Annotated in this window: 23 protein-coding genes and 1 pseudogene; 6 read left to right on the forward strand and 18 right to left on the reverse strand. The window is 60.9% G+C overall.

Annotation, left to right across the window (positions count from 1 at the left end):
• Positions 1-281: 281 nt before the first annotated feature.
• From JHD64_RS07900 to JHD64_RS07910, 3 genes are all read left to right on the forward strand, one after another.
• The gene (locus tag JHD64_RS07900) at positions 282-1718 is read left to right on the forward strand and encodes an FAD-dependent oxidoreductase (RefSeq protein WP_199052870.1); all 1437 of its coding nucleotides are present in this window, start codon (positions 282-284) and stop codon (positions 1716-1718) included.
• 19 nt (positions 1719-1737) lie between these two features.
• On the forward strand, positions 1738-2109 hold the full coding sequence (locus JHD64_RS07905; protein ID WP_199052871.1) for a nuclear transport factor 2 family protein: 372 nt from the start codon (positions 1738-1740) through the stop codon (positions 2107-2109).
• A 70-nt stretch (positions 2110-2179) separates the two neighbouring features.
• Positions 2180-3427, forward strand: a complete 1248-nt coding sequence (locus JHD64_RS07910) for an aromatic amino acid transport family protein (RefSeq protein ID WP_199052872.1) — start codon at positions 2180-2182, stop codon at positions 3425-3427.
• Positions 3428-3514: 87 nt separating this feature from the next.
• Here the strand turns inward: JHD64_RS07910 and JHD64_RS07915 are convergent, their stop codons facing one another.
• The 7 genes from JHD64_RS07915 to JHD64_RS07945 all read right to left on the reverse strand — a co-directional run bounded on the left by JHD64_RS07915 (position 3515) and on the right by JHD64_RS07945 (position 11514).
• Complete coding sequence (locus JHD64_RS07915) at positions 3515-3847, reverse strand: DUF2322 family protein (RefSeq protein WP_199052873.1); 333 nt, start codon at positions 3845-3847, stop codon at positions 3515-3517.
• A gap of 396 nt (positions 3848-4243) precedes the next feature.
• A complete protein-coding gene (locus JHD64_RS07920) occupies positions 4244-5077 on the reverse strand; it encodes a histidine phosphatase family protein (protein WP_199052874.1) in 834 nt (277 codons plus the stop codon).
• Positions 5078-5114: 37 nt separating this feature from the next.
• Entirely contained in the window at positions 5115-6440 is a 1326-nt protein-coding gene (locus JHD64_RS07925) for an OprD family outer membrane porin (RefSeq protein WP_199052875.1), read from the reverse strand.
• Positions 6437-7846: a glycoside hydrolase family 1 protein gene (locus tag JHD64_RS07930; protein WP_199052876.1), complete on the reverse strand. Its 1410-nt coding sequence runs from the start codon at positions 7844-7846 to the stop codon at positions 6437-6439. Before JHD64_RS07930 ends, JHD64_RS07925 begins: the two co-directional genes overlap by 4 nt.
• Positions 7847-7856: 10 nt before the next feature.
• Positions 7857-9719, reverse strand: coding sequence for a beta-glucoside-specific PTS transporter subunit IIABC (locus JHD64_RS07935; RefSeq protein ID WP_199052877.1), 1863 nt, complete (start codon positions 9717-9719; stop codon positions 7857-7859).
• A 171-nt stretch (positions 9720-9890) separates the two neighbouring features.
• The gene (gene licT, locus JHD64_RS07940) at positions 9891-10727 is read right to left on the reverse strand and encodes a BglG family transcription antiterminator LicT (RefSeq protein ID WP_059285533.1); all 837 of its coding nucleotides are present in this window, start codon (positions 10725-10727) and stop codon (positions 9891-9893) included.
• A 235-nt stretch (positions 10728-10962) separates the two neighbouring features.
• Entirely contained in the window at positions 10963-11514 is a 552-nt protein-coding gene (locus JHD64_RS07945; protein WP_059285534.1) for a hydrolase, read from the reverse strand.
• 210 nt (positions 11515-11724) lie between these two features.
• Here JHD64_RS07945 and JHD64_RS07950 point away from each other — a divergent pair, with 210 nt between their 5' ends.
• Positions 11725-14553, forward strand: a complete 2829-nt coding sequence (locus JHD64_RS07950; RefSeq protein ID WP_199052878.1) for an FAD-binding and (Fe-S)-binding domain-containing protein — start codon at positions 11725-11727, stop codon at positions 14551-14553.
• Here the strand turns inward: JHD64_RS07950 and JHD64_RS22465 are convergent.
• A pseudogene (locus JHD64_RS22465) lies at positions 14546-14641 on the reverse strand (hypothetical protein); the annotation flags it as partial. The gene JHD64_RS07950 and the pseudogene JHD64_RS22465 overlap by 8 nt on opposite strands.
• 59 nt (positions 14642-14700) lie before the next feature.
• Here JHD64_RS22465 and JHD64_RS07955 point away from each other — a divergent pair.
• Positions 14701-15213, forward strand: a complete 513-nt coding sequence (locus JHD64_RS07955; RefSeq protein ID WP_199052879.1) for a GNAT family N-acetyltransferase — start codon at positions 14701-14703, stop codon at positions 15211-15213.
• The gene (locus JHD64_RS07960) at positions 15210-15728 is read left to right on the forward strand and encodes a GNAT family N-acetyltransferase (RefSeq protein ID WP_199052880.1); all 519 of its coding nucleotides are present in this window, start codon (positions 15210-15212) and stop codon (positions 15726-15728) included. The genes JHD64_RS07955 and JHD64_RS07960 overlap by 4 nt, the downstream gene beginning before the upstream one ends.
• Positions 15729-15999: 271 nt before the next feature.
• Here JHD64_RS07960 and JHD64_RS07965 read toward each other — a convergent pair whose 3' ends face one another.
• From JHD64_RS07965 to purM, 10 genes are all read right to left on the reverse strand, one after another.
• Positions 16000-17244, reverse strand: coding sequence for a uracil-xanthine permease family protein (locus tag JHD64_RS07965; RefSeq protein WP_199052881.1), 1245 nt, complete (start codon positions 17242-17244; stop codon positions 16000-16002).
• A 49-nt stretch (positions 17245-17293) separates the two neighbouring features.
• On the reverse strand, positions 17294-17932 hold the full coding sequence (locus JHD64_RS07970; RefSeq protein ID WP_059285538.1) for a hypothetical protein: 639 nt from the start codon (positions 17930-17932) through the stop codon (positions 17294-17296).
• Between the two features lie 88 nt (positions 17933-18020).
• Positions 18021-18653 (reverse strand): uracil phosphoribosyltransferase, encoded by a 633-nt coding sequence (gene upp / locus JHD64_RS07975; protein ID WP_059285539.1) that lies wholly within the window; start codon positions 18651-18653, stop codon positions 18021-18023.
• 129 nt (positions 18654-18782) lie between these two features.
• Entirely contained in the window at positions 18783-19628 is an 846-nt protein-coding gene (locus tag JHD64_RS07980) for an EAL domain-containing protein (RefSeq protein WP_199052882.1), read from the reverse strand.
• 222 nt (positions 19629-19850) lie between these two features.
• Positions 19851-20162 (reverse strand): Grx4 family monothiol glutaredoxin, encoded by a 312-nt coding sequence (grxD, locus tag JHD64_RS07985; protein ID WP_059285540.1) that lies wholly within the window; start codon positions 20160-20162, stop codon positions 19851-19853.
• Positions 20163-20255: 93 nt separating this feature from the next.
• Positions 20256-21614, reverse strand: coding sequence for a chloride channel protein (locus JHD64_RS07990; protein WP_110313651.1), 1359 nt, complete (start codon positions 21612-21614; stop codon positions 20256-20258).
• A 106-nt stretch (positions 21615-21720) separates the two neighbouring features.
• Positions 21721-22974, reverse strand: coding sequence for an RsmB/NOP family class I SAM-dependent RNA methyltransferase (locus tag JHD64_RS07995; RefSeq protein ID WP_199052889.1), 1254 nt, complete (start codon positions 22972-22974; stop codon positions 21721-21723).
• Positions 22975-22979: 5 nt separating this feature from the next.
• Positions 22980-24140 carry a DUF3108 domain-containing protein gene (locus tag JHD64_RS08000; protein WP_146215998.1) on the reverse strand — a complete coding sequence of 387 codons (1161 nt, stop codon included), beginning with the start codon at positions 24138-24140 and terminating at the stop codon, positions 22980-22982.
• Positions 24141-24155: 15 nt separating this feature from the next.
• Positions 24156-24785 (reverse strand): phosphoribosylglycinamide formyltransferase, encoded by a 630-nt coding sequence (gene purN, locus JHD64_RS08005; protein WP_059285544.1) that lies wholly within the window; start codon positions 24783-24785, stop codon positions 24156-24158.
• Positions 24786-24873: 88 nt separating this feature from the next.
• Complete coding sequence (purM, locus tag JHD64_RS08010) at positions 24874-25911, reverse strand: phosphoribosylformylglycinamidine cyclo-ligase (protein ID WP_059285545.1); 1038 nt, start codon at positions 25909-25911, stop codon at positions 24874-24876.
• Positions 25912-26075 lie beyond the last annotated feature (164 nt).

Raw genomic sequence — 26075 nt, forward strand, 5'->3', positions numbered from 1 at the left:
GAAAAAGCCCGCCTTGGCGGGCTTTTTTCATGTCTGGCGTCCGTCTGGCGGCGCCATGGCTTGCGCTGTCCACCTGTCCGACAGCTGCCCGCGGATTTTACCGGCCAGGCTCAACTCCTTTCATGCTGCTGTTTCAGTCCTTTCCCATCAATCTGTCCGCTCAATTCAAATAAGCTCCCTGCTGATCTTTCCAACAGCGCTGCCCTGCACGGAAGGCTGGCCCCGCGCTTGATGGCCGCCGGCAAGGCAGTCCCCTGTCCTGATACCAGGAGTATGAGCGCATGTCCTCTGCCGCATCCCGCTGTAGTGCTTTCAGTAGCTGGCTTGCCGAAGCGCTGGCAGCGGAAGGGCCGGCCAGCCCCGAACCATTGCGGCAGGATATCCGCGCCGATGTCTGTATTGTGGGCGGTGGTTTTACCGGCTTGTGGACGGCCATCGAAATCAAGCAGGCCCGCCCGGACACCGAGGTGGTCATCGTCGAGGCCAGGCTGTGCGGCAGCGGGGCCAGTGGCCGCAATGGCGGTTTCGTACTCAGCCTGTGGGCCAAGTTCCTGTCGCTGGCCAAGATGTGCGGCGAGGCCGAAGCGCTGCGCCTGTGCCAGCAGTCGGCGCAGGCCATTATCGATCTGCAGGCCTTCTGCCAGCAGCATGGCATTGATGCCCAGCTGCGGCTGGATGGCTGGTTGTGGGCTGCCACCACCACCGCCCAGCTAGGCAGTTGGGACAGTACGGCCAGCCAGCTGGAACGGCTGGGCCCGTCCCCCTTCCAGCGCTTGGCCGCAGGGCAGGCGGCACAGCTGAGCGGATCCCGCCTGCATCTGGACGGGGTGTACGAGCCGCTGGCAGCGTCCATCCAGCCCGCCATGCTGGCGCGCGGCCTGTTGCGTGTTGCCCGTCAGCTTGGGGTCAGGGTATACGAGTCTTCCCCGATGCAGCGGCTGGATGCCGGCATGCCGGCGCGGGTGCAATGCCGCGAGGGCAGTGTGCGAGCCGACAAGGTGGTTCTGGCGATGAATGCCTGGGCGGTGCAGTTTGCCGACATCCGCAAGGCCTTTGTCGTGGTCTCCAGCGATGTCGTCATCACCCGCCCGCTGCCAGCGTTATTGCAGTCCATCGGCTGGACAAACGGCATGACCATTTCCGACAGCCGCATGCTGGTGCATTACTACCGCACCACGCCGGATGGCCGCATCGTGTTCGGCAAGGGCGGCGGCAGCGAGCAATTGCTATACGGCGCCAAGCTGGCCGACAAGCTGGATGGTGCATCCGGCATTGCCGCCACGGTGGCCGCCCATTTGCGCCGCACCTATCCGGGCGTGCAGGCAGACGACATCGTCGGCAACTGGACCGGCCCCATCGACCGCACCCGTAACGGGCTGCCACATTTTGGCGCCTTGCCGCAGCAGCCGAATGTGTTTTATGCCATCGGTTATTCCGGCAACGGTGTCGGTCCCTCCATGCTGGGAGGCAAGATTCTGGCGGCACTGGCCCTGTCACTGGACAACGAATGGGCGCGTTGCGGCCTGGTACACGGCCTGCAGCGCGATTTCCCACCCGAACCCTTCCGTTATCTGGGAGGCCGGCTGATACGCCATGCGGTAGGTCAGGTTGACCTGGCCGCCGATGAAAACCGCCAGCCGTCCTGGCTGATGCAACAGCTGTGCAAGCTGGCTCCTTCCGGGCTGTCGCCCACCAAGGCGGCCACCCCTTCCCGCTAGATCCCACCTGGAGAAACACATGTCCTGCTCATCTGATCTGGAACAGATCCGCCAGGCGCTCACCGCCTATTACGAGGCCCTGTATTACGGCCGCCCGGAGAAACTGGCAGAGGCATTCCGGCCGGATGCCGTGCTGCTGGGGGATGTCGAGGGGGCCGAGTCGCGGCTGGATCAGGCGCAATACCGCAGCCTGCTGCAAAGCCGCCCTGCGCCGCATGCGCAAGGGGCTGCCTATGCGCTGCAGATTGGCGACATCCGCCTCTGCGGCAATGCCGCCATGGCCGAATTGCAAACGCCACTGGCTGGGCGGGCATTTACCGATTATGTCTCGCTGTTCAAGCATCAGGGGCAGTGGCGCATCGCTTTCAAGCTGTATTCGCATCCGCAGTAAACCCTGCCGCCATGTCTGCTCCTGGCTGGCGGCGTGCTGCCGTCAGTTGATCCATTACCGGGGTACTCCCATGCATTCCAGCGAACTTGCGCCAGCGGCGCCGTCTCATGAAGACTCCGGCCTGCTGGTCCAGCCGATCAGCAGGCTGGAAACCATAGGCATCATTTTCGGGACCAATATCGGCGCCGGTGTGCTGGGCATGGCCTTTGCCGCGCGCAAGACCGGCTATCTCCCGCTGCTGCTGTGTCTGGCACTCACCTGTGTGCTGTGCACCATCACCATGCTCTATCTGACCGAGGTGGCGCTGCGCACCCGCGGCAACCACCAGCTCAGCGGCCTGGCGCGCCGTTATCTGGGTGGGGTAGGCGGCTGGCTGCTGTTCCTGGCGGTGGCCGCCAACAGCTTTGGCGCGCTGACCGCCTATATGGCGGGGAGTGGCAGCATCCTGCTGGATTTGCTGGGTGGCTATGGCATGAGCCGGGAGCTGGGCAGCATCCTGTTCATCGTGCCGTCGGTGGCGGTGCTGTATCTGGGCCTGAAGGTGCTGGGGGCGGGCAACAAGCTGATCAGCATCAGCATGATCGTCATCATTCTGGCGCTGATCCTGGCCTCCATCGTCAGTCAGGATGCGCGGCTGAGCAATCTGTGGGTGAGCCGTTGGCAGTATGTGGTGCCGGTGTTCAATCTGGCGGTATTCGTGTTCGGTGCCCAGTTTCTGGTGCCGGAACTGGTGCGCGGCAATCTGTCTGCGCCACGCAAGCTGCCCGGGCTGATCATCAGCGGCATGGCGCTGACCTTTGTCTTTGTGGCGCTGATTCCCGCCTCGGTGATTGCGCTGGTGGGCAATGACAACCTGACTCAGGTTGCCACGCTGAGCTGGGGCAGGGCGCTGGGGCAGTGGGCCTATTACAGTGCCAATATCTTTGCCCTGCTGGCCATGCTGACTTCCTACTGGGGGCTGGGGGGCTGCCTGTTCACCAATATCTTCGACCACTTCCACCTGGGCAGCGAAACCCGGAAAGCAAAGCGGCTGCTGGTACTGCTGGTTGTGGCATTGCCCCCCTTTCTGCTGGCTTACTCGGGTATTGCCAGCTTCGTCAATGCGCTGTACTTCGCTGGCACGTTCGGCGGGGTGCTGATGGGCATCATCCCGGTCTTGCTGCTGAATGCAGCTCGCCGCCACGGCGATGAGCGCAGCGAGTTTGTCTGCGGCTGGTATGCCCACCGTGGCGTGCAGTGGCTGATCATGGCCACCTTTTTCCTCAGCGGCGTGTATGCGGTGGTCTCGCTGTTTGGGGTGCTGCCGGAGAGCTGGTAACAAGGTAAAACGCCTGCTCCAGCCTGCGCAGGGAAGCGTGGAGCGAGCTGGCGCAGTCCGGGTCGCTCAGGCAAGCCGGCTGGTGGCTCAGCCGTTTTCCAGCACAATGCGGGCGCGCAGACCGGGAGCGCCCTCTTCGGCAATCGCCAGCAGGCGGTCGATATTGGGGTGTTTGCCCGGATGCAGGCGGGCATCGGCGGTGTGCTCGGCATACAGGGCCAGGCCCTGCTGGGCCGCGTTGCGGTCGAGATGGCCGTGCTGCTTGAGCAGGGCATGATAAACCCGCACCGAGCCGGCGGTGCCAGGCTGGTTTTCCAGGCGGGCGACGGTTTCTCCCGCGGCATCCAGCAGCACGATGGCGCTAATGCCGGTGGTGGCGGGGAGGGTGTCCAGAATGTCCTTGAAGCTGGGCGTGGTCATGGTTGTCTGTTCCTGCGAGGTGCTGGCAAAAGTGGATGATAGCCGCAGATGCTAGCACAGGCAGGCCGCCACGGCCTGCTGTCGGCATGGGCCGTTGCCGGGCTGCTGCTGGTGCAGCAAGGCACCAGTTTGGTGCGTATTTGCTGCGACAGGCCATGGCTGGCGGATGGGGCATACGCTGGATATGGGTTAATTCCTGCCATATCAGTGGTTTGGCTATCCTGGCACGCCGTTTGCTAAGAATAGGGCAGTAGCTGGCGACGGGAGATGGCGGTTGCAAGCGGCCATCACCGTCCTGCGCCAGTCTGCAAAGGAGAAAACAGAGCGGCATAGCCGCCACCGGAAGCAGGTTGGCCGAAGCACACGTTTCGGCCAACCTTTCCATTTATGCGCTGCTCATTCTGCCGCCGTGGGTGGTGCGATGCTGTCTGCCGGCAGCGATGCACCGGCAGGCAGCTGTCCGTCTGCGACATAACGCAAATCATTGACTTCCAGCAATTGATATTGGCCATGCTGCAAGCGCAGGTGGGTGATACTGGCATTGCCCAGTTTGACCGTTGCCACAGCCTGACCGGGCAGCAGCAGGTCAAGCAGGGCATTGATGCTGAGTCCGTGCGATACCAGCAGTACCTTGCCGCCACCCGATTGCCGGGTCTGGCTGATCAGCTCATCCATGCCGCTGCGCAGACGGCGCTGGATGGCTGCATAGTCTTCCGCGGGCCACGTGTCGCTGCCCGTCTTCTGCCGTGTCTTGTCCAGTGCCGCCACCGTATCGGCAAATGCCTTGGGCGTGACCTGTTGCAGCCATTGCGCCAGGCTCATCTGCTGCTGTGCCGCGACGGCCTGCCACAGTGTCTGATTGGCCGCGGTTTCATAGCTGCCGAAATTGAACTCCCTGAAGCGCCAGTCGGTGCGCACCGGCAAGCGGGCCTGCCCGTTGTGGGCCAAGACCAGGCGCGCTGTTTGCAAGGCACGGCCACTGTCGCAGCTGTAGGCCGCAGTGAAATGAATGCCGTGCTTGGCCAGGCCGCGCCCCAGGCTGATGGCCTGGCGCTGGCCTTGCGGCGTCAGGACGGCATCACTCCAGCCTTGTACCTGGTCGCTGGCGTTCAGCATGGTTTTGCCATGGCGTGCGATATAGATTTCGATGTCTGGCGTGCTGTCAGCAGCCATGGCAGCAGGGGCCAGGAAGAGGGTGAACAGGCAGAGGCGGGCAGGAGAGAGGCGCATGGTGGCTCCTTTGCTGAAGCGGGTTTCGGGCTGGGGCTCACAGTAGCGGCAGCAAGTAGTCAAGCTGGAAGCCGCTGCCGATTTTCGGTTTGTTGATCTGCTGGCCGCTGGCCACATCCACCTGTCCGTTGCGTGTGCGTTTCCAGCTATGGCCGTAGTCGGCCAGCAGACGCAGGGTCATCTTCTTTAGCTGTGGCGGCTGGTACTCGATGAAGCCAAGTACGTCCCAGTGACGCAGCGGAACATGCTGGGCACGCATGCCCGCGCCGTGATAGCCGGCCATGCCGATGCGCGTGCTGGCTTGCAGGCGATAGCTGAGGCTGGCGAACAGCATGGTTTCCCGATCATGCATGTAGTCGAAGATGCCGTTGTAGGCCGGGCTGGCGAAGCGGCCTACCGCGTTGCGCGCCAGGTTGAAGTAGAAGAAGCCCAGGTCGGAAGCGTTTTGCGGTTTTGCCCAGGTATGGCTGCCGCCCCCGGCCAGGGTGAATGGCCCCAGTTCGCGGCTCGCTTTCAAGCCAAAGTGATAGGCATCGCGGCTGAAGTCCCGTCTTTCCCACCAGCTCAGGCCGCGATTGTGATACAGAAAGCCTTCCATACGCAGTCCGGATGGCTGGGCCTGCCAGGAGGCTTCCAGCCCCTGGCGGAACAGATAGCGGTCGGCTTCACCGGCAAAATACAATAGCGAGTTGTTTTTTGAGCTTTCCCATTTCACTTGGCCGCTGACAATATGGTTTAGCTGGTGACGGCCATCGCGGCTGTAGAAGCGCCGCAGCCCAGGCTCGTGCCGGTCGATCGTGCGATCCACCACGGCCAGCAGCCCGCTCCACTGCCCGGACTGGCCGTCCAGGCGCAGGCCATGGTAGCTCTTCTGCGCAGCACGGCTGTCGCGGGCATGAATGACGCCGACGTTATACATGCGCTGCCAGCCAAGTTGGGCGCTGAGGCCGGGTTGTTGATAGCGCAGATAGGCTTGGCCGAGCTTGCTGAAGCTGCCGAGGTCCGGCGGCAGCATATTGTCGGTGTAGCCGTTTGCCGTGCGGGTGCGCAGGTTGATGACTGACTCATAGGAAAGGCCAACGCCCAGCCGGTCCTGCCAGTAGCCGCTGCGGTAATCCAGCCCGATGCCTTGTACCCAGGTGCTGTAATGATGTGGCAGGATATCCGGGTCCCATTCACTGGCATTGCCGCTGCGGTAGAGATTGCGCAGCGACAAATCCAGTCGACTTCCGCCCAGCAGTCCAGCGTTTTCTGTGGTCAAGGCTGGGGTGGGCTCTGCCAATGCCGGTGGTCCGCTGCACAGCATGAACAGCAAGGTCAGGGCAAGGTGGCGGCAGTGGCGGCGTGACCGTGCTGGTTTCATGGCCGGCCCCCTCCTGCCTGCAGACTGGCACCCTGGCTGGCAATCACATCGCGATACCAGAAGAAGCTTTTCTTGCGCAGGCGCTCAAGGCTGCCCTGGCCATCATCATCACGATCAACATAAATGAAGCCATAGCGCTTGGACATTTGCGCTTTTGATGCGCTGACCAGATCAATTGGCCCCCAGCTGGTATAGCCCATCACTTCCACACCATCCTGCAAGGCTTCCGCCACCTGCAGCAGGTGATCATTCAGATAACGGATCCGGTAATCATCCTGAACGGACCCGTCCTCGGCCACCGCATCACGTGCACCCAGGCCGTTTTCCACGATGAACAGCGGCTTGCGGTAGCGGTCGTATAACAGGTTCAGCAGATAGCGCAGGCCTTGCGGATCAATCTGCCAGCCCCACTCGGAGCTGGGCAAATGCGGATTGGGCAGGAGATCCAGAATATTGCCGCGCAAGCGCTGCTGCAGGGCCGGATCGGCGGTGGCGCAGCCGGACATGTAATAACTGAAGCTGATGAAGTCCACCGCATGTTGCAGATCTTCCCGGTCTTGCGGGCTGATCTCCAGCTGAATCTGCTGCTCACGGAAAAACCGTTCCATATAGCCCGGATAGCGGCCATGTACTTGCACATCACCAAAGAACAGCCATTGGCGGTTTTGTCGCAGGGCTTCCAGCATGTCGTCCGGATGGCAGCTGAGCGGGTAAACGATGCCGCCCAGCAGCATATTGCCGATTTGCGCGTGGGGCAGCATGGCATGGCAATCGCGTACAGCGCGGGCGCTGGCGACCAGCTGGTGATGAATGGCCTGGTAGATGGCTTGTGGTGAGCTGTTAGCCGCCATGCCCACGCCGGTAAATGGCGCATGCAAGGACATATTGATTTCGTTGAAGGTCAGCCAGTATTTCACCCGCCGGCCAAAGCGCTGGAATACGGTTCTGGCATAACGGCCAAAAAAGCTGATCAGCCGGCGATCCTGCCAGCCGCCATAGCGCTGGACCAGCGCCAGTGGCATTTCGTAGTGGGACAGGGTGATGACCGGCTCGATGCCATGGCTGGCCATTGCGTCGAACAGGCGCTCATAAAAAGCCAGGCCTTCTTCATTGGCTTCTGTTTCATCACCCTCAGGAAAGATGCGGCTCCAGGCAATGGAGGTGCGCAGGCAGCGGAAGCCCATTTCTGCCATCAGCGCGAGGTCTTCCGGGTAGCGGTGATAAAAATCGATGGCAACATCCTTGATGTTGAAGTCGCCATCCTGGCGCTGGATGACAGGCCCAAAAATACCCTGGGGCTGCACATCCGAGGTGGACAATCCCTTGCCACCAAGCTGGTAGGCACCTTCGGCCTGATTGGCAGCTATGGCGCCACCCCACAGGAAATGCTCGGGAAAACGTTGCATGTCGGACTCCTTACGCTTGGCTTGGGTGATGATCGGTGTGCAGCAGAAACAATGGCTCGCCAGTTTGAACCTGGCCGGTTTGGAGTAACTGGATGCTGGCCTCGTCTGCGCCTTGGCACAGGGTAAGCAGCACGGTGGGGTCATAGCCGGCCGCCTCGATGGCCTCCCTGTCCATGTGCATGAGCAGCTGGCCTGCAGTGACGCGCTGCCCCTGTACGATCTGCGGATGAAAATGCTGTCCCTGCAGCTGGACGGTATTGATGCCGACATGAATCAGTATTTCCACGCCATGCGCTGTGCGCAGGGTGAGTGCATGCCCTGAAGGCTGCACGCCGCTGATGATGCCGTCACAAGGCGCGTGCAGGCTGTCTGTGGTGGGATAGATGGCAACCCCGGCCCCCAGGGCGCCGGATGCGAAGGCCGTATCGGGAATGCTGGCCAGCTCACGGATATTGCCGCTGATGGGGGAGCGGATGCTGTCTTGTTCCGTAGGGGGTGCGTCGGTCGTACTGGTATTGGCCGGGGCAGGCAGACCAAAGAAAAAGGTGGTGAGCAAGGCAAACAGGCAAGCCATGGCGCTACCGATTAATGCGCCCCACACACTGTTATCCACGCCGCTGGGGGGAATGATCTGGGCGAAGGTGAAAATGCTGACCAGGCCCAGCGAGTAAACCTTGCTTTGTACATAGCCCACCACCATGCCGCCCAGCGCCCCGCCGATGCAGCCAAACAGGAAGGGGCGTCTGGCCGGCAGGTTGACGCCATAAATGGCCGGTTCGGTAATGCCGAATATCCCGGCAGTGGCGGCAGAGGCAGCCAGCGAGCGTTGCTTGCTGTCTCGACTGCGCAGCATGACCCCCACTACCGCCCCCACCTGTCCCATCACCGCCGGCAATAGCAGCGGCAACATGCTGTCGTAACCCAGTACGCTGAGATTGTTAAACATGAGCGGAATGAAGCCCCAATGCAGGCCGAAGATGACAAACACCTGCCACAAACTGCCCATGACGGCCCCTGCCAGCACCGGGAACAAGGCATAGAGCCATTGGTAGCCAGCCGCCAGCCCCTGACTGGCTTTTGTTGCCAGCGGACCGATCAGCAGAAAGGTTAAGGGGACCGTGATGACAAGGCAGAGCAGTGGCGTTGCCAGATTGCGAATGGCCGCAGGAAAGCGTGGCTGAATGCGTTTTTCCAGCAGGCAACTGAACCAGGCCGCGAAAATGACCGGCATTACCGACGAACCATAATCGAGCAAGGTCAGTGGCAAACCAAAGAAATCCAGTGGCGCGGCGCTGCCACCGCTGGCAAACAGGCTGCGAATGGTCGGGTGTACCAGGGCGGCGCCGATTGCCATGGTGGTGAAGGGCGAGCCGCCAAATTTCTGTCCGGCGGTATAGCCCAGGACAATAGGCAGGAAAAAGAACAGGGCGTCACTGGCGGCATACAAAACGTGATAACCACCGCTGTCGGCTGCCAGCCAATGACAGGCCAGCGCCAGTGCCAGCAAACCTTTCAGTATGCCGGAGGCGGCCAGAACGCCGAGAAATGGGGTGAAAATGCCGGAAATAATATCGATAAAGCGGCTGAATAAGGTTTCGCCAGCGCTGGGGGCAGCGCCGACTGCCTGGTCTGGCAGCTGACGCTGTTTTTCGATTGCAGCAAAAACCTGGCTGACATCATTACCAATCACAACCTGATATTGCCCGCCGCTTTCTACCACCATCAGCACACCTGGTGTTTGTTTCAAGGCAGCCGTGTGGGCCAGGGCGCTGTTTTTCAGTTTGAAGCGCAAGCGCGTGGCGCAATGGACCAGGCTTTCGATATTGTCCTTGCCCCCAATATTTGCCAGGATGGTGTTGGCCAGTTCCTCCATTTTTTATTCCTTGTGTGATCAAATTAAAAAAACCTGAAAACAGCTCTCCCGGTGGAGAGTGATTTCAGGTTTTGCTCGCCATTGCGATAACAATCCCATTGAGAGTAAGGGCTTGAGCTATTCAGTCATGTCGGTTTCATGGTGTTGTTGCGCTCAACATGGGGATGGATGCTAGATGGCTTGCCTGTCGTGCAGCCGGTTTATATGCAAGCTAAGGTACATTATTTCTGCATCGCTCAGTTTTTCATGCCCGTTGGTTTCGATATGCTTGCTAATGGTCTTGGCGCAGTTCCACGCTTGTGGGCAAGACTGTTGCACCATTTCTTGTAATGCAATATCTCCTGGCAGTAAGCCATTTTTACTGAGCAGACGTTGCGCGAGAAATTTAAGATGAGTCACAAAGCGATGGAAGGCAAGGGTGTTTTCATCCAGTCTGATATGCATTTTCAAGCGCACAATCTGTAGTACTTCCTGCATCAGAAGGCTGATCTGGTTGGTGATTTTCATGTCGCCGGTCAATTGTGCATTGGCCAGGTGCAAGGCAATGAAACCAGCCTCATCTATTGGTAGTTGACAATCCATTTCCTGTGCGATCAGTTCTAATGAGGCCAAGCCTATATCGTATTCGCATGGATAGAGTTGTTGAATATCCCATAACATGAGATTGCTGATGGCCATGCCCTGACGATGGCGCTCGATGGCAAAGTGCAGATGATCCACTAGCGTCAGGTAAATACGCTCATGCAAAGACGGAATTTTTTGTCGTGCCAGGCAAATGATATGATCACTGGTGGTGATGATCTCCGCCGGAATCCGTTGCAATAGTTCGCTGAGCAGGGCTTGCAAGCCAGGCTCTTGCAGTGAGAATATTTTTTCCACACAGGCTTTGTCCAGAAAGTCTCCTGGACGTTTTTGAAAGCCTAGCCCGCGTCCCATGACAACTTGTTCCTGCTGTTGTGCATTACGGATAATAACGGCATTGTTATTCAGTATCTTGTAGATACGCATTTGTTAGCCTCCAAAAACAAAAACCTGACCCACAACGGCATGTGTGGATCAGGTTTTGCCTGCTATTGCAGTGACAAGCCTGGGAGGTACTACCGGATTGATGATTCGCTGAATTAGGTATAATCCAGAAAACCAGCGTTCTGGCGATTATCTGTGCAATAGATAAGGACTGACAAGCTGCCCTTTTGGCATGGCGATCTGTCTTATCTTGCAGGCTTTCCTTTTAATGGATTGTTTATGGCTGCACGCCCATCAGATATTTCTTGCTCATGGCCTTGAATAACTCACTACCGGCCACCTCCAGCATTTCAAACAACACCATTTCCCGGCTGACCAAGACCGCCCCTGCGGCCTGCATGCGCTGCAAGCCCAGTTGCTTGTCGCTGTCGCGGCGACTGGCCACGGCATCGGCCACCACGAATACCTGTTTGCCCTGTGCCAGCAGTTGCAGCACCGTCTGCAACACACAGACATGGGTTTCCATGCCGCAGACAATCACCTGTTTGCGGGCCAGCAGGCTGTCTGGCAGGCAATCGGCGGCCACGCAGGAAAAATGCAGCTTTTCCACCACGCTGGCCTGTGGCGCGAGTGCCAGCAGGCTGGCTTCGGTGTGGCCCAGGCCGCGCGGGTATTGTTCGGAAAACACGATGGGCAGCCCGGTATCGTGTGCCACCCCCACCAGCCACAAGCTGGCAGCCAGCATGCTGTCGGCCTGATCCACCGCCGGCAGCAGCTTGTCCTGGATATCCACCACCAGCAGGGTGGCCTGATCGATTTGCATCAGCATGTCTGTGTCTCCCTCTCTGTTATTTCCACGCATAAACCGTCTGGCTGACAGGGTAATCCCTTGATGGGCAGATAAGCCAGATGTGGCACTATGCCGCTTCAACATTCTTGGGACCGTTCACCTGCCATTGCAGTTCTGCAAGCAGGTGACGTGCGCAACCTGGCGTGGCAAGCCGACACAGAGCCGCTGCCCGCGCCGCGGAGAGAGTTCATGCTGCAAGGTGCTTACCGGCTGTTTCAACAAGCCATTGTCGAAGTGATCGACCCCAGGCGGGTATTTAGCGACCCGCTGTCCACCCTGGCCTACGGGACGGATGCGTCCTGTTACCGGCTGGTGCCGAAAATTGTCATCCAGACACACTCCGAGGCCGAAGTGCAGGCGGTGCTGGCACAGGCTGCGGCGTTGAAGCTGCCGGTGACCTTCCGCGCAGCGGGGACTTCGCTGTCCGGCCAGGCAGTGAGCGATTCCATTCTGGTGGTGGCCAATCATGGCTGGAAAGACTTGCAGGTACTGGATGAAGGGCGGGCCATCCGCTTGCAGCCGGGGGTGATCGGTGCGGCGGCCAATGCCGCGCTGCTGCCGTTTGGCCGCAAGATCGGTCCCGATCCGGCCACCATCAACTCGGCGATGATAGGCGGCATTGTCAGCAACAACTCCAGCGGCATGTGCTGCGGCACGGCGCAAAACACTTACCAGACCATCAAGAGCCTGCGACTGGTGCTGGCCGACGGCACCGTGCTGGATACCGCCGATACTGCCAGTGTGACTGCTTTCCGCCAGTCGCATGCCGGGCTGCTGGCCGGGCTGGCTGGGCTGGCTGCGCGAATCCGCGCTGATGGCGAGCTGGAAGCGCGCATCCGTCGCAAGTACAAGATGAAAAACACCACCGGCTACAGCCTGAATGCACTGGTGGATTTTGCCGATCCGCTGGACATGCTGCTGCACCTGATTGTGGGCAGCGAAGGCACGCTGGCCTTTGTCTCCGAGGCGACATACCACACGGTGGAAGAACTGCCGCACAAGGCCTCGGCGCTGGTGTTGTACCCCACCATCAAGGATGCCTGCGATGCCATCCAGCTGCTGGCCCAGCACAAGGACGTGGTGTCCTCGGCCGAGCTGCTGGACCGCGCCAGCCTGCGCTCGGTGGAAAACAAGGCGGGGGTGCCGGCCGAACTGAAAACCCTGGGCGACGAGGCTGCCGCCATCCTGATGGAAACCCGTGCCCGCGATGCTAGCGCGCTGACTGTGCAGATCGACGCCATTTGCGGCTATATCGCCACCATTCCCAATTTGTCCGGCATTCGCTTTACCGATGTGGCCGAGGAATACACCCGCTTGTGGAATATCCGCAAGGGCATGTTCCCCAGTGTGGGCGCGATGCGTGCGGCGGAAACCACCGTCATCATCGAAGACGTGGTGTTTCCCATCGAACATCTGGCCGAAGGCACGCTCAAGCTGCAAGCCTTGTTCCGCCAGTACCATTACGACGAAGCCATCATCTTCGGCCATGCGCTGGAAGGTAACCTGCACTTCGTGTTCACGCCCAATTTTTCCGGTGAGGCCGAAATCAAACGTTACGAAGCCTTTATCGAGGCGGTGTGCAAGCTGGTGGCGGTTGAGTACGAAGGCGCGGTCAAGGCCGAGCACGGCACCGGCCGCAATATGGCCCCCTTTGTCGAGATGGAATGGGGCCCGGCCGCCTACCGGATCATGCAGGAACTCAAGGCCCTGTTCGACCCGGATGGCATCCTCAACCCGGATGTGATCATCACCCACGACAAGCTGCTGCATATCCGCAACCTGAAGCCGATTCCCACGGCCAATACGCTGATCGACAAGTGCATCGAATGCGGTTTCTGCGAAGTGATGTGCCCCAGCCGCGCCATTACCCTGACCCCGCGCCAGCGCATTGTGGCCAACCGCGAAATGGCCGCGCTGCAACAAAGCGGCCAGGACCCGTCGCGGCTGGATGCGCTGCGCGAACGCTACCAGTTTGCCGGTGATGAAACCTGCACCACCTGCGGCTTGTGTGAATCCGCCTGTCCGGTGGGCATCAATACCGGCGCGCTCACCAGCCAGCTACGCCAGCAGAATCTCAGCGATACCGGCTGGGCGCTGGCCAATACCCTGGCCAGCCACTACGACACCGCCACGGCGGGCGCGCGTCTTGGCCTGCGCGCACTGCAAACCGTGCAAAGCGTGGCCGGTAATGCTGCCTCCGGTGTGCTGATGCGCAGCCTGCGCCGGGTGGTGGGGCGGCGTATTCCCTACTGGACGCCATACTTCCCGCGTGCTGCCAGCAAGCTGCGGCTGGACGGTGGCAAACAGGGCGAGCGCAAGGTGGTGTACCTGCCATCCTGCCTGACGCGTACCTTTGCCCCGGCCAAGGCGCAGCCGGACCAGCGCCCGCTGAACGAGGTGGTGGCCTCGGTGCTGGGCAAGGCCGGTTACCAGATTCTCTACCCGCAGCAGATGGATGGCCTGTGCTGTGGCACGCCGTTCAAGTCCAAGGGCGCTGCCGATGCTGCTGCCAGCAAGCTGTCCGAGCTGGAAGCTGCCTTGCTGCAGGCCAGTGACAATGGCCGCTGGCCGGTGATTGTCGACAATGGCGTGTGTACCGCCAGCATGCTGGAAGGGCTGCAGGACAAGCGGCTGCAAGTGTATGACGTTACCCGCTTCGTACACGAAGTGGCCGCCGAGCATCTGGCCTTCACCCCGCAGCCTGAAAGCGTGGCGCTGCATGTGGTGTGCTCCATGCGCAAGACCGGTCAGGCCGCCATGCTCAATGGCCTGGCCAAACGCTGCGCCAGCACGGTGATCGAGCCGCAGGGCATTACCTGTTGCGGCTTTGCCGGTGACAAGGGTTTCAGCCATCCGGAACTCAACAGCAGTGCGCTGACCGGCCTGAAAGCCCAGGTGAAGGACTGCGGCAGCGGCTTCTCCAATAGCGTCACCTGCGAGATCGGCCTGTCGGCCAATGCCGGCATTCCTTACCAGAACCTGATGTATCTGGTGGACCGCGCCTGCCGCAGCCGCTAAGCCCCTGGCTGCTTGCTGAGCAACCCAGCCCCGTTTTCAGCGATGAAACGGGGCTGTTGCTTGTCAAATCCGCTTGTTTAATCGCCATTCTGTTGCTAATGATGTCATGCTATCTGGCTGGAACCTGCCTTACAGGAGCATTGCCGCATGAGTTTTCATATCCGCCGCATCGAGCCGGAAGACGCCGCCGCCATGGCGCGCTTGCAATCCGCCCCCGGCGTGGTCCGCCATACCTCGCAGCAGCCCTATCAGTCGGCTGCCGACTGGCAGCAAAAATTGCAGCAGCTGTCCTCCTCCTGTCACTGGCTGGTGGCCTGTGATGCTGCCGACGAAGTGATTGCCAGCGGCGGGCTTACCATTCTGCCGCAGGCGCGTTGCCGCCATGTGGCCGACCTGTTCCTGCTGGTGCGCGACGAATGGCAGGGCAAGGGCGTGGGGCCTGCACTGATGCAGGCCTTGCTGGAGCTGTCCGACAACTGGCTGGGGCTGATCCGGCTGCAACTGATGGCGCAGCGGGACAACCAGCGCGCCATCGCCCTGTACGAGCGCTTTGGCTTCCAGCATGAAGGCGTGGTGCGCCAGGACATCCTGCAGGACGGGCGCTATGTGGACAGTGTGGTGATGGCACGGCTGCACTGGCCGGCAGGAGGGCAGGCATGAGCCGGTATCACATTCGCAAACCGGGTCCGGCGGATGCCGCGGCACTGCGCGCACTGATGAGCGATCCGCTTTGTTACGGCAATACCCTGCAGCTGCCTTATCCCTCCCTGCAGCTGTGGCAACAGCGGCTGGCGGGTAGCGATCCGCTGCACCATGCGCTGTTGCTGGAAACGGCGGCGGGCCAGGTGATTGCCCACGGTTCGCTATGGCGGGAAAGCGCTCCCCGACTGGCGCACGGCGCCCACCTGGGCATGGCGGTACAGCGTGAATGGCAGGGGCAGGGGGTGGGCAGGGTCTTGCTGCAGGCCATGCTGGACTTGGCGGATAACTGGCTGGGCCTGCACCGGGTGGAGCTGACGGTATTTGAGGATAATGCGGCTGCACTGGCGCTGTACCGCAAGTGCGGCTTTGTCGAAGAGGCCCGCTTGCGCGCGTATGCCTTGCGCAATGGTCGCTATGAAGATGTCCTGAAAATGGCCAGGCTGCGTGCCAGCTCACCTGCAGCGCAGGCTTGAGCGCAAGACAAAAAAATAACGCCATCGCAAGATGGCGTTTTCAATCACAACACAACAAAGGAGTTTGCTGTCTGCCCTGACGGCAGTGGCCTGATGATGCACAACAAGCCCTGAAAAAACTTCAACAAAGTGTCGACATTATCCAGTACGGCCAGCCAGCGGTCGTTCATGATCCGGACATGAAGCGGTAATATTGCGACGTCTCTGATTTATATAAAGAAAAAGCGCGGTAAGCCCGCGCTTTTGTCTGTATTGCAGCCAGGTCAGGTGTTTAGATGTCCTGCCCTTCGACAATGCCATCATGATGCGCTGCCGATTTCGGCAGGATCAGATTGAGCGCCATGGCCAGAATGGAGCACAGGCCGACGCCGGCCAGCTCCAGCCCGCCCAGTTTCAGCGTCAGGCCACCAATGCCGGCCGTCAGTACTACCGAGATGATCACCAGATTGCGCGGCTGCATCAGGTCCACCTTGGCCTCGATCAGGGTCTTCAAACCAATGGAGGCGATAGTACCGAACAGCAGCACCATGATGCCGCCCATTACCGGCATGGGGATGGATTGCAGCAGGGCATTGAACTTGCCGAAGAAAGCCATGCAGATGGCAAATACGGCGGCCCAGGTCATGGTGACCGGGTTGAAGTTGCGGGTAATCATCACTGCGCCGGTCACTTCGGCATAGGTGGTCACCGGCGGGCCGCCAATCAGGCCGGCCACGCACACGCCCAGGCCATCACCCATCAGCGTGCGATGCAGGCCCGGCGTCTTGGTGAAGTCCTTGCCAGTGACACCGCCAATAGCCATCACGCCACCGATATGCTCGATGGACGGGGCAATCGCCACCGGCAGCATGAACAGCGCGGCCGACCAGTTGACCTCGGGGCTGTGGAATACCGGTGCGGCAAACCACGGCGCATTGGCCAGCTTGGCAAAATCCACCACGCCCATGAAGGCCGCAGCGATATAGCCCACGGTGACACCGGCCAGAATCGGCACCAGCTTGAACATGCCACGGGCGTAAATGGACACGATGACCGTGGTGGCCAGCGAAATGGCCGCCAGCAGCATGGAGGTTTCATAGGGCATGATCTGCTTGCCACCCGCCTGGCCCATGGCCATGCCGGAGGCTGCGGTGGCGACCGACAGACCGATGATCATGATCACCGGGCCGATCACCACCGGCGGCAGCAGCTTGTTGACCAGCTCCATGCCGCGCCAGCGCACGATGGCAGCAAACACGAAATACATGAAACCGGCGGCAAACAGGCCGAACATGGTGGCACCCTGACCCCAGGTATGCATGGAATAGATGATGGGGCCGATAAAGGCAAACGAGCTACCCAGGAAAATGGGTACCTGACGCCCGGTACACAGCTGGAACAGCAAGGTGCCGATGCCGGCGCCGAGCAGCGCCATGGCGGGGTTGAGGCCGGTCAGCAGCGGTACCAGAACCAGTGCGCCAAAAGCGACGAACAGGATCTGGGCGCCGGAGATGGCCACCTTCACGTGTTGGAACATAATGGGGTTTCCCTGTTTTTGTTAAAAGCAAATACGGCCTGACGCTGACTCAGACCGTGCAATACATGATGGCCTGGGCAATGATGTTGTTTTGCTGCTGTGCCAGCCGGCTGTGCTGGCGGAAGTCCTGCACCATGGCCTGCACCCGCTGATAGGTGTCAAAGTTGGGCAGCGGCCGGTAGGCAATGTCCACTTCCAGCCGCGCCGCCACTTTCTTGATGGTGGTGGGCTTGATGCACACATGCTCGTCGGGCCGGCTATAGGCCAGAAAGCAGGTCACCACCGGCCACTTGGCCGGATTGGCATTGCCATCATTGCGGCACAGCTGCAGCACTTCGACAAAATCGGCAAAACTGTCCGGGCCAAACTGGTGCAGCAAGCGATAGAGCGCAGCGACAAAGGCGGCATGCACATCGCGAAAGCCCAGATAATTGCGGAAGGCCATCTTCTCGAAAGTGCTGACCGTGGTGCTGCGGCCAATGATCTGGCGGCAGGTTTCGGTGATGTCGGCATAGCGCTGGCTGGCGATGGCCTGTTGCAGCCGCTCGGCCGTCAGCCCCTGCTGGCACAGCTGGATGACGCTATCCACGCTGCGGTGCTTTTTGGCCAGTGCCTGCCACTGCGCATCTTGCAGACCGTCAGGAAAGCGCAGCAGAAAGTCGTTGTCGATCTGTTGATGGGCGTTCATCCCTTTCCCTTCTTTCCTTTGGCGGCGGGCTGCAAAAACGCCGCCCTTCCGGTACGGACGAGCGGCGTGCTAACTATCACCGGCAAAATCAGGCGTGCTTGGTGCCGAAGATCTTGTCACCGGCATCACCCAGACCCGGAATGATGTAGCCATTTTCATTCAGATGGCTGTCCAGCGAGGCGGCATACAGCTGCACGTCCGGGTGGGCATCGTTCACCACCTTCACGCCTTCCGGTGCCGCCACCATCACCACCGCCTTGATCTGCTTGCAGCCCTTGCGCTTGAGCAGTTCGATGGTGGCCACCATGGAGCCGCCGGTGGCCAGCATCGGATCGATGATGATGGCGATGCGCTCATCCAGGCTGTCGACGAATTTTTCGAAATAGGACACCGGTTCCAGCGTTTCTTCGTTGCGGGCCAGGCCCACCACGCTGATCTTGGCCGACGGCACCAGGTCGAGCACGCCGTCCAGCATGCCGATGCCGGCGCGCAGGATGGGGACCACGGTGACTTTCTTGCCCTTGATCTGCTGGATGTCGATCTTGCCGCACCAGCCGTCGATGGTGGTGGCTTCCAGTTCAAAATCGCGGGTGGCTTCATAAGCCAGCAGACGCGCCAGTTCCTGGGTGAGCTGGCGGAATTTCATGGTGCTGATATCGCCCTCGCGCAACAGGCCGAGTTTGTGCTGTACCAGCGGATGGTTGACTACGTGGATGTTCATGCTTGGTCCCAAACCTTGCGAAAAAGCTGCCGGTTGCGATCTTGTGGAGCGCAGGGGCAGCTTGTTTCAGATATGCGAAACCGGCCTGGTTGCCATGGCCGGTCTTTGAATGAGGTATGGGGCGATATTCTACCGCTTTTCCCACTGGGAAATCCACGGGATTAACCCTGAGGCCGGCAGTGGCGCCGCACAGATATAGCCCTGCACCGCATGGCAGCCCAGTTCGCTCAGTACGGACAGATCGGTCGCATCCTCCACCCCCATGCCCACCGTGCTTAGGCCGCCGGCCTGGGCCAGTGCCAGTGCCTCGCCCAGAATGGCCCGCAGGTGCTGGTTGTCGCCGGCGCCATGTACAAAGGCACGGTCGATTTTCAGACCGCTGAAATGGCTGCTCAGCAGCTTGTCGGTCAGGCCGGTGCCAATGCCGAATTCATCCACCATCACGCCAAAGCCTGCCTGGCGTAGCGCCTGCAGCTGGGTGTCGGCCATGGCCCAGTGCTGGCGCAGGGTGCTTTCGGAAAATTCCAGGGTCAGGTTTGCCGGCTGCAGGCCGGCCAGCCTGGTTTTCTGGGCCAAATGCCCGGCCAGCTGCGGGTCAGCCAGCAACTGGGCGGACAGATTGATCGATACCTGCAATGCCTGCCCCTGGTCCAGCCAGTCGCGGCAGGCATACAGCGATTTTTCCAGGATCAGCTCGGTCAGCTCACGTATCATGCCGCGCTCTTCCATCACCGGCACGAAGGTGATGGGCGAGAGCACACCCAGTGCCGGATGGCGCCAGCGCGCCAGCGCCTCGGCGCCGATGACACGGCGGTCGCGGATATCGACAATGGGCTGGAAATACGGCACCAGCTGGTCGTTGACCAGTGCTTTCCAGATTTCATCGATGGGCATGGCACCACCACTGTCGCTGGTGGCGTGGCCGGTGAGGTGCTCGGTTTGGGCAAGAAAGCCCGCAGCTTGTGAAGGTGTCATGGCGGTATCCGGTCGGGATAGGGCAGCGGGCTGCCGGCAGTAGGCTGTTTGCTGAATTGTAAGACAGTCAGGCGGTAGTGGATATGAACTTGTCGTGCGGTCCGGAGAAAATCGGCGGGTCTGGGCATGTGCGCGCCCTGCTTGTGTGCATCGATGCGGCGTGCCGGCAAAGAAAAACCCGGCCGGGGCCGGGTTTGCTCTGCTTGCCATGGTGGGCGTGGCTTACAGCCCTTGCAGCACTTCCTGCAATTCGCCGGACTGGTACATTTCGTACATGATGTCCGAGCCACCGATGAACTCGCCCTTGACGTAGAGCTGCGGAATGGTCGGCCAGTTGGAGAATTCCTTGATGCCCTGGCGGATTTCGGCGTCCTGCAGCACGTCGACGGTCTTGATGTTTTCCACGCCACAGGCTTTCAGAATCTGGACCGCGCGCGAGGAGAAGCCGCACTGCGGGAACTGGGCCGAGCCTTTCATGAACAGCACAACCGGGTTCTCGGTAACGGTCTGCTTGATGATGTCCTGGGTATCCATGAGGAATTCCTTGCGGTGAACGGGCAAACAGCGGGTTTGCCCTCAATACTTGACTGAAACGATGGGTTATTGTACGTAAGCCGGCTGCGCTGGTCAATTTGCCTGATGACGTGCGCGCAACTGGCGCAGGAATATTTCGGCCTGGCCGTCGTACAGGGCGTGGCGGTTCATGAAGCGCGATACGTTGGCCGCCACCAGCGCCGTGGCCATCAACGGAATGATCATGGTGGACGACGAAGAGGTCATTTCCATCACGATGACAAAGCCGGTCATCGGCGCGCGGGTCATGCCGGAGAAAAACGCCACCATGCCCAGCAGTACCATGGCCGCCTGCGGCAGCGAGGGCAGCAGCAAGGACATGTTCAGGCCAAAGCCCGCTCCCACCGCCAGCGAGGGGGCGAACATGCCGCCGGGTGCACCGCTGATATAGGTGATGATCAGCGAAACCAGCTTGAGAATGCCGTACTCCTGCATGCTGCTGCCACCTCCCTCGATGATCTCCTTGGCGCGGAAATAGCCGGTGCCGAAGGTGATGCCGTCGCTGGCAATGCCGATGACCGCCAGCAACAGGCCGCAGGCAATGGCAAACAGGATGGGGTAGTTGATGCGCCAGCCGTGCAGCGGGCCGGGCAGGTGATGGGCCAGTGTCAGGATGGCGCGCGAGGTCAGGCCGCCGATGATGCCGCCGACAATGCCGCACACCGGAATGGCCATCCAGCCCGAGCGCAGCTCCAGCACCACCGACACCACGCCGAAGTAGTTGTAATCACCCAGTACCGCAATGGCGGTAATACCGGCCAGGATGACCGACAACAGGATGGTGGAGCTGGCGCGCTGGTCGAAGGTGCGGCCCATTTCCTCGATGGCGAACACGATGCCGGCCAGCGGGGTATTGAAGGCCGCCGCCACACCGGCCGCTGCGCCCGCCAGGATAAAGCTGCGTGCCACGCCCTCATGGCGCAGGGCAGCCTCGCGGTTGAGCGAGTACTTGATGGCGGCCCCCACCTGCACGATGGGGCCTTCATAGCCCATGGTGGAGCCACAGCCCACGCCGATCAGCGTCAATACCATCTTGCCCACGGCGGCGCGCATGGTGAGTATGCGCGCGCGCAGGGCGTGCATGCCCGGCTGCATGGCAATGATGGTTTGCGGAATGCCACCGCCGCCGGCACCATCAAAGAAGGTGCGCAGCAGCCATACCGACAAACCCAGCCCGGCCGGGGTGATCAGCAGGGCCCAGTAGGGCGACTGGTCGTAGATCTGGTAGAACAGTTCGTGCGACAGATGGCTGCCATTGGCAAACACCGCCGCCACCAGGCCAATCAGAATGGCAGCAATCCAGATCGGAGCCCGACGTCGCCACAGTGCCATGGACAAATACAGATATCTCAGGCGGCGGCTGGCGCGCAGGCCGTGCTGGCCCAGGCGCCGGGCGACTCTGGTGTCGGACATGGGGGAGGGAACTCCGTGGCGGTTTATCGAGAGCTGAGCAAAGCCGCGTGACACATCGTTTGATATGAAACGGTATTTTCGACTTTGCTAATACTCGATGATAAGGTCAATTACCTTTCCTGACCAGAACCGCTGCGAAGAAACCGTCGGAATTATGCAGGTGCGGCTTCAATTCCAGATAGTCGCCAATCTGTAGCGGGATCTTCTGTTCGGCCAGCGCTTCATCCATCGGCAGCAGGACAAAGTCCGGGTGGGCGGCCAGGAAGGCTTCGACGATGTCGCGGTTTTCCTGCGGCAGCAGGCTGCAGGTGGCGTACACCAGACGGCCGCCCACTTTCACCAGGCGCGCGGCCGAGGCCAGGATGGCGGTTTGCTTGACGTTCAGCTCGGCCACGCTTTCCGGGCTCTGGCGGAATTTCAGGTCCGGATTGCGGCGCAAGGTGCCCAGGCCGGAACACGGCGCATCCACCAGCACGCGGTCGGCCTTGCCCGCCAGGCGTTTTACCTTGCTGTCGTTTTCATGCGCCAGCAGCTGCGGGTGCACATTGGACAGGCCGGAGCGGGCCAGGCGCGGCTTGAGATTGGCCAGGCGCTTTTCCGATACATCGAAGGCGTACAGACGGCCGCTGGAGGCCATCTGGTTGCCCAGCAGCAGGGTCTTGCCACCGGCTCCAGCACAGAAATCCACCACCATTTCACCACGACGGGCACCGGTGATCAGGCCCAGCAGCTGGCTGCCTTCGTCCTGCACTTCGATGACACCGGACTTGAACAGCTCGTACTTGGACAGCGCCGGCTTGTCTTGCAGACGGATGCCGATGGGCGAGTAGGGGGTGGGCTCGCACGGCATGCCGTCGGCGCGCAGGCGGTCCATCACTTCGTCGCGCTTCATCTTCATGGTGTTGACGCGCAGATCCAGCGGCGCCGGCTCCATCAGGCCCAGGCCCAGCGCCAGCACGTCCTTCGGGTCTTTTTCCGCCAGGCGCTCGATCACCCATTCCGGCAGTTCGGCGGCGATGGACAGGTTGTCGTCCAGCTGCTTGCCCTTGACGCTGCTCAGCCATTCGCGCTCACCGGCGCTGGTGGCGTCGGCCAGTTCCTTGATATTGAGCTTTTGCAGACGCATCAGCGCCACCATGGCCAGCCGGCGCGGGCTGGCCTTTTCCGGGGCGATCAGCGCGCGGAACTGGATCAGGCGGCGCAGGCAGCCAAAGGCGGTTTCGGCAATCAGGTGACGGTCGTTGGAACCCAGCTTCACGTTTTCGCGGAAGTAGGCGGACAGCACGGCATCGGCCGGGCGGTCAAAGCGGATCATCTGGCCGATGACGTTTTCGATGTGTTTCAGTTGGCTATGGCTGATATTCATTAACGGTTATTCCGGGTCATGGGGCGAGCGGGCAGGCGCCATTGCTCGGTGCCGTCAATATTGATCAGCACGGCGCGCAGTTCTACCCGTTTGCTCTTGTCGGTGCGCGAAATGCGCACCGGCAGGTTGGCGAAATCCGGAGCCAGCCAGAATTCGGTGATGTCATCCTCGCCCTTGGCGCGGAACACTATCACCCGGATCTTGCCGGAGCCGGTGTCGTAATCGGTTTCGCCACTGGGGGTCATCGGATATTCATAGACCTTTTTCCCGGTGGTGATCTGCAAGGGGGCGGAGCCAAGCTGGCCGCCCTTCAGCCCCAGCTGGAAGGCCAGGCTGAATACATCTTGTGCACCGGCGCGCAGGGCGACTTCCTTGTCGCCCTGATCGCCAAAGTGCAGGGTGCCGGCTGCCCAGTCAAAGCGGGCGGATTCCTTGGCCTCATGGCCTACCCAGGCTTGCAGGCTGTCCGGCTGCAGGCCGTGCTGGTTTAACCGGCCTTGTGAAAGATAGCGCCGCTTCCCGCCGATAACCGGGTTGAAGCGAATCTCCAGCGTATAACTGTTCGGGCCATGTTGCCAGTCAAGGCCACCACTGCCGACCATGGCGTTGTTGTAGAAGGTCTGATAGCCCAGCTGGGCCTGCGCCGGGAAACGGTGCTGGGCGGTCAGCGGTGTCAGATAACCGGCCGGCCTGTCCGCCACAGTGGCGGCCGGGGCGCTGGCGTCGACGGTGTGCTCATGCGGCTCAGTCTTGTCCGCTTTTGCGGCATGGGCCGTTGCCGGCGCACTGGCCGCGCCTGGCTGGTGGCTATTGGCCTGTTCCGCCAGCGGCTGGCTGGCGTCCTCCGTCTCGGCTGCTTGTTCTGCTGCCGGGGCTTGCTCCGCTTTGGCGTGCGCTGCCGAGGCATCGTGATGGCGCTTTGCCTTGTGCCCGCTCACGGCTCTTGCCGGCCCGCCGGGCAGCAGTCTGGCGGTGGGCGTGGCAGGTGGCGTGGCTTGTTCCAGCTGCAGCGCCTGCATTTTTACATCGATCTTGCGCAGGGCCTGATCGGGCGGCAATGCTATCGTGCTTTCCGGCAGCAGGCCGGAGCCCAGCATGGCCACATGCAGCAGCAGGGAAGCCAGCAGGGCCAGGATGAATATCCGCAGCGACGATTTCATGCCGGAGCCGATCACTCAGGGCGCAGGTGCCAGCAGGCTGGCGGCCGGCTGGGCGGGGGAGGCCACCTTGCCATCGACAATCTGCAGTTCGCCAGCCACAAAGCGGCGCACGGCAGCCGGGTAGAGCTGGTGTTCCAGCTGCAATACCCGCGCGGCCACGCTGTCCGGGGTGTCGTCGTCCTGCAGGGTGACCACGCCCTGGGCCACGATGGGGCCGTGGTCCAGTTCGGCGGTGACAAAGTGCACGGTGCAGCCGGCTACCTTGCAGCCCATTTCCAGTGCCCGCGCATGGGTATGCAGGCCGGGAAAGGCGGGCAGCAGCGAGGGGTGGATGTTGAGCATGCGGCCTTCGTAGCGGCGGGTGAAGTCTGCCGTGAGAATGCGCATGAAGCCGGCCAGCACCACCAGGTCGGGCTGGTAGCCGTCTATCACTTGCGCCAGCTGTGCATCAAATGCTTCGCGGCTGGCAAACTGCTTGTGGTCCACCACTGCCGTGGCAATGCCCCGCTCTGCCGCCCAGGCGAGGCCGGCGGCGTCGGGACGGTTAGACAGCACCGCGGCGATGCGCGCTGCCGGGATATTGGCCTCGACAATGGCCTGCATGTTCGAGCCGCGACCGGAAATCAGGATGACGATGTTTTTCATGGTTGCACTATGGGCTGCTGGATGTCGCCGGTAAAAAAACAAGCGCCGCCAGCAATGCTAGCGGCGCCGTTCGGTGTCACTGCCAGACTCAGGAAATCTGGGTCTGGTGTTCGTCACCGTTGCGGGCGCGCACGCTGCCCAGACGGTGTACGGTTTCGCCTTCCTGCTGCAGCAGGGCGGTGGCGGCAGCCACATGCTCTTCGGCCACGATCACCACCATGCCGATGCCGCAGTTGAAGGTACGGTACATTTCCTGGCTGTCGACATTGCCTTCCTTCTGCAGCCACTGGAACAGCTTGGGCAGTTCCCAGCTATTGGCATCGAGCTGGGCAACCACATTGTCCGGCAGCACGCGCGGGGTGTTTTCGGTGATGCCGCCGCCGGTGATGTGGGCCATGCCTTTGACCGGCAGGGTCTGCATCAGCTTGAGCAGGGGCTTCACATAGATGCGGGTGGGGGCAATCACCGCATCGCGCAGGCTCTTGTCGCCATCAAAGGCGGCGTCCAGATCCGGCTGGGCACGGTCGATGATCTTGCGCACCAGGCTGTAGCCATTGGAATGCACACCGTTGGAACCCAGGCCCAGGACAACATCACCCGGCACGATGGTACGGCCGGTGATCACCTGGCTCTTTTCCACCACGCCGACGGCAAAGCCGGCCAGATCGTATTCGCCCACCGGGTACATGCCCGGCATTTCGGCGGTTTCGCCGCCAATCAATGCACAACCGGCCTGTTCGCAACCAGCGGCAATGCCCTTGATCACGTCGGTGGCTTGCGGGACATCCAGCTTGCCGCAGGCGAAGTAATCCAGGAAGAACAGCGGCTCGGCACCCTGAACCAGGATGTCGTTCACGCTCATGGCCACCAGATCGATGCCGACGGTGTCGTGGCGATTCCAGTCAAAGGCGAGTTTCAGCTTGGTGCCCACGCCATCGGTGCCGGATACCAGGACGGGCTCTTTGTACTTTTTGGAAATTTCCACCAGTGCGCCGAAACCGCCGATACCACCGAGAACTTCCGGACGCATGGTGCGCTTGGCATAGGGCTTGATGTTTTCGACGAGCGCGTCGCCGGCGTCGATATCCACGCCTGCATCACGGTAACTGAGGGACTGGGTGCTCAAGGTAAACTCGCTTTCTGCTAACTTGAAGTATTTTCACGTCAAGCTTTCGCTGATGCGAAAGCACTGTATTTTAACTGAATTTCTGCCAGAAAGCCGCGCTTAATTTGCAATGGCGCAGCAGAAAGCGCCGTGGCGGCTAGCCGGGCCTGCCCCGGTGCCGGGCC

The organism is Aquitalea sp. ASV15, from assembly GCF_016429115.1.
Classification (GTDB): domain Bacteria; phylum Pseudomonadota; class Gammaproteobacteria; order Burkholderiales; family Chromobacteriaceae; genus Aquitalea; species Aquitalea magnusonii.

Bases quoted from the DNA above. Each gene is read 5' to 3' on its own strand.
- JHD64_RS07930 (WP_199052876.1), bottom strand. From the start codon at position 7,846: ATGCAACGTTTTCCCGAGCATTTCCTGTGGGGTGGCGCCATAGCTGCC.
- JHD64_RS07980 (WP_199052882.1), bottom strand. From the start codon at position 19,628: ATGACACCTTCACAAGCTGCGGGCTTTCTTGCCCAAACCGAGCACCTC.
- JHD64_RS07915 (WP_199052873.1), bottom strand. From the start codon at position 3,847: ATGACCACGCCCAGCTTCAAGGACATTCTGGACACCCTCCCCGCCACC.
- JHD64_RS07960 (WP_199052880.1), top strand. From the start codon at position 15,210: ATGAGCCGGTATCACATTCGCAAACCGGGTCCGGCGGATGCCGCGGCA.
- upp (WP_059285539.1), bottom strand. From the start codon at position 18,653: ATGAACATCCACGTAGTCAACCATCCGCTGGTACAGCACAAACTCGGC.
- JHD64_RS07990 (WP_110313651.1), bottom strand. From the start codon at position 21,614: ATGTCCGACACCAGAGTCGCCCGGCGCCTGGGCCAGCACGGCCTGCGC.
- JHD64_RS07970 (WP_059285538.1), bottom strand. From the start codon at position 17,932: ATGAACGCCCATCAACAGATCGACAACGACTTTCTGCTGCGCTTTCCT.
- JHD64_RS07945 (WP_059285534.1), bottom strand. From the start codon at position 11,514: ATGCTGATGCAAATCGATCAGGCCACCCTGCTGGTGGTGGATATCCAG.
- JHD64_RS07905 (WP_199052871.1), top strand. From the start codon at position 1,738: ATGTCCTGCTCATCTGATCTGGAACAGATCCGCCAGGCGCTCACCGCC.
- JHD64_RS07950 (WP_199052878.1), top strand. From the start codon at position 11,725: ATGCTGCAAGGTGCTTACCGGCTGTTTCAACAAGCCATTGTCGAAGTG.
- JHD64_RS08000 (WP_146215998.1), bottom strand. From the start codon at position 24,140: ATGAAATCGTCGCTGCGGATATTCATCCTGGCCCTGCTGGCTTCCCTG.
- JHD64_RS07920 (WP_199052874.1), bottom strand. From the start codon at position 5,077: ATGCGCCTCTCTCCTGCCCGCCTCTGCCTGTTCACCCTCTTCCTGGCC.
- purN (WP_059285544.1), bottom strand. From the start codon at position 24,785: ATGAAAAACATCGTCATCCTGATTTCCGGTCGCGGCTCGAACATGCAG.
- JHD64_RS07955 (WP_199052879.1), top strand. From the start codon at position 14,701: ATGAGTTTTCATATCCGCCGCATCGAGCCGGAAGACGCCGCCGCCATG.
- grxD (WP_059285540.1), bottom strand. From the start codon at position 20,162: ATGGATACCCAGGACATCATCAAGCAGACCGTTACCGAGAACCCGGTT.
- JHD64_RS07900 (WP_199052870.1), top strand. From the start codon at position 282: ATGTCCTCTGCCGCATCCCGCTGTAGTGCTTTCAGTAGCTGGCTTGCC.
- JHD64_RS07925 (WP_199052875.1), bottom strand. From the start codon at position 6,440: ATGAAACCAGCACGGTCACGCCGCCACTGCCGCCACCTTGCCCTGACC.
- JHD64_RS07910 (WP_199052872.1), top strand. From the start codon at position 2,180: ATGCATTCCAGCGAACTTGCGCCAGCGGCGCCGTCTCATGAAGACTCC.
- JHD64_RS07965 (WP_199052881.1), bottom strand. From the start codon at position 17,244: ATGTTCCAACACGTGAAGGTGGCCATCTCCGGCGCCCAGATCCTGTTC.
- licT (WP_059285533.1), bottom strand. From the start codon at position 10,727: ATGCGTATCTACAAGATACTGAATAACAATGCCGTTATTATCCGTAAT.
- JHD64_RS07935 (WP_199052877.1), bottom strand. From the start codon at position 9,719: ATGGAGGAACTGGCCAACACCATCCTGGCAAATATTGGGGGCAAGGAC.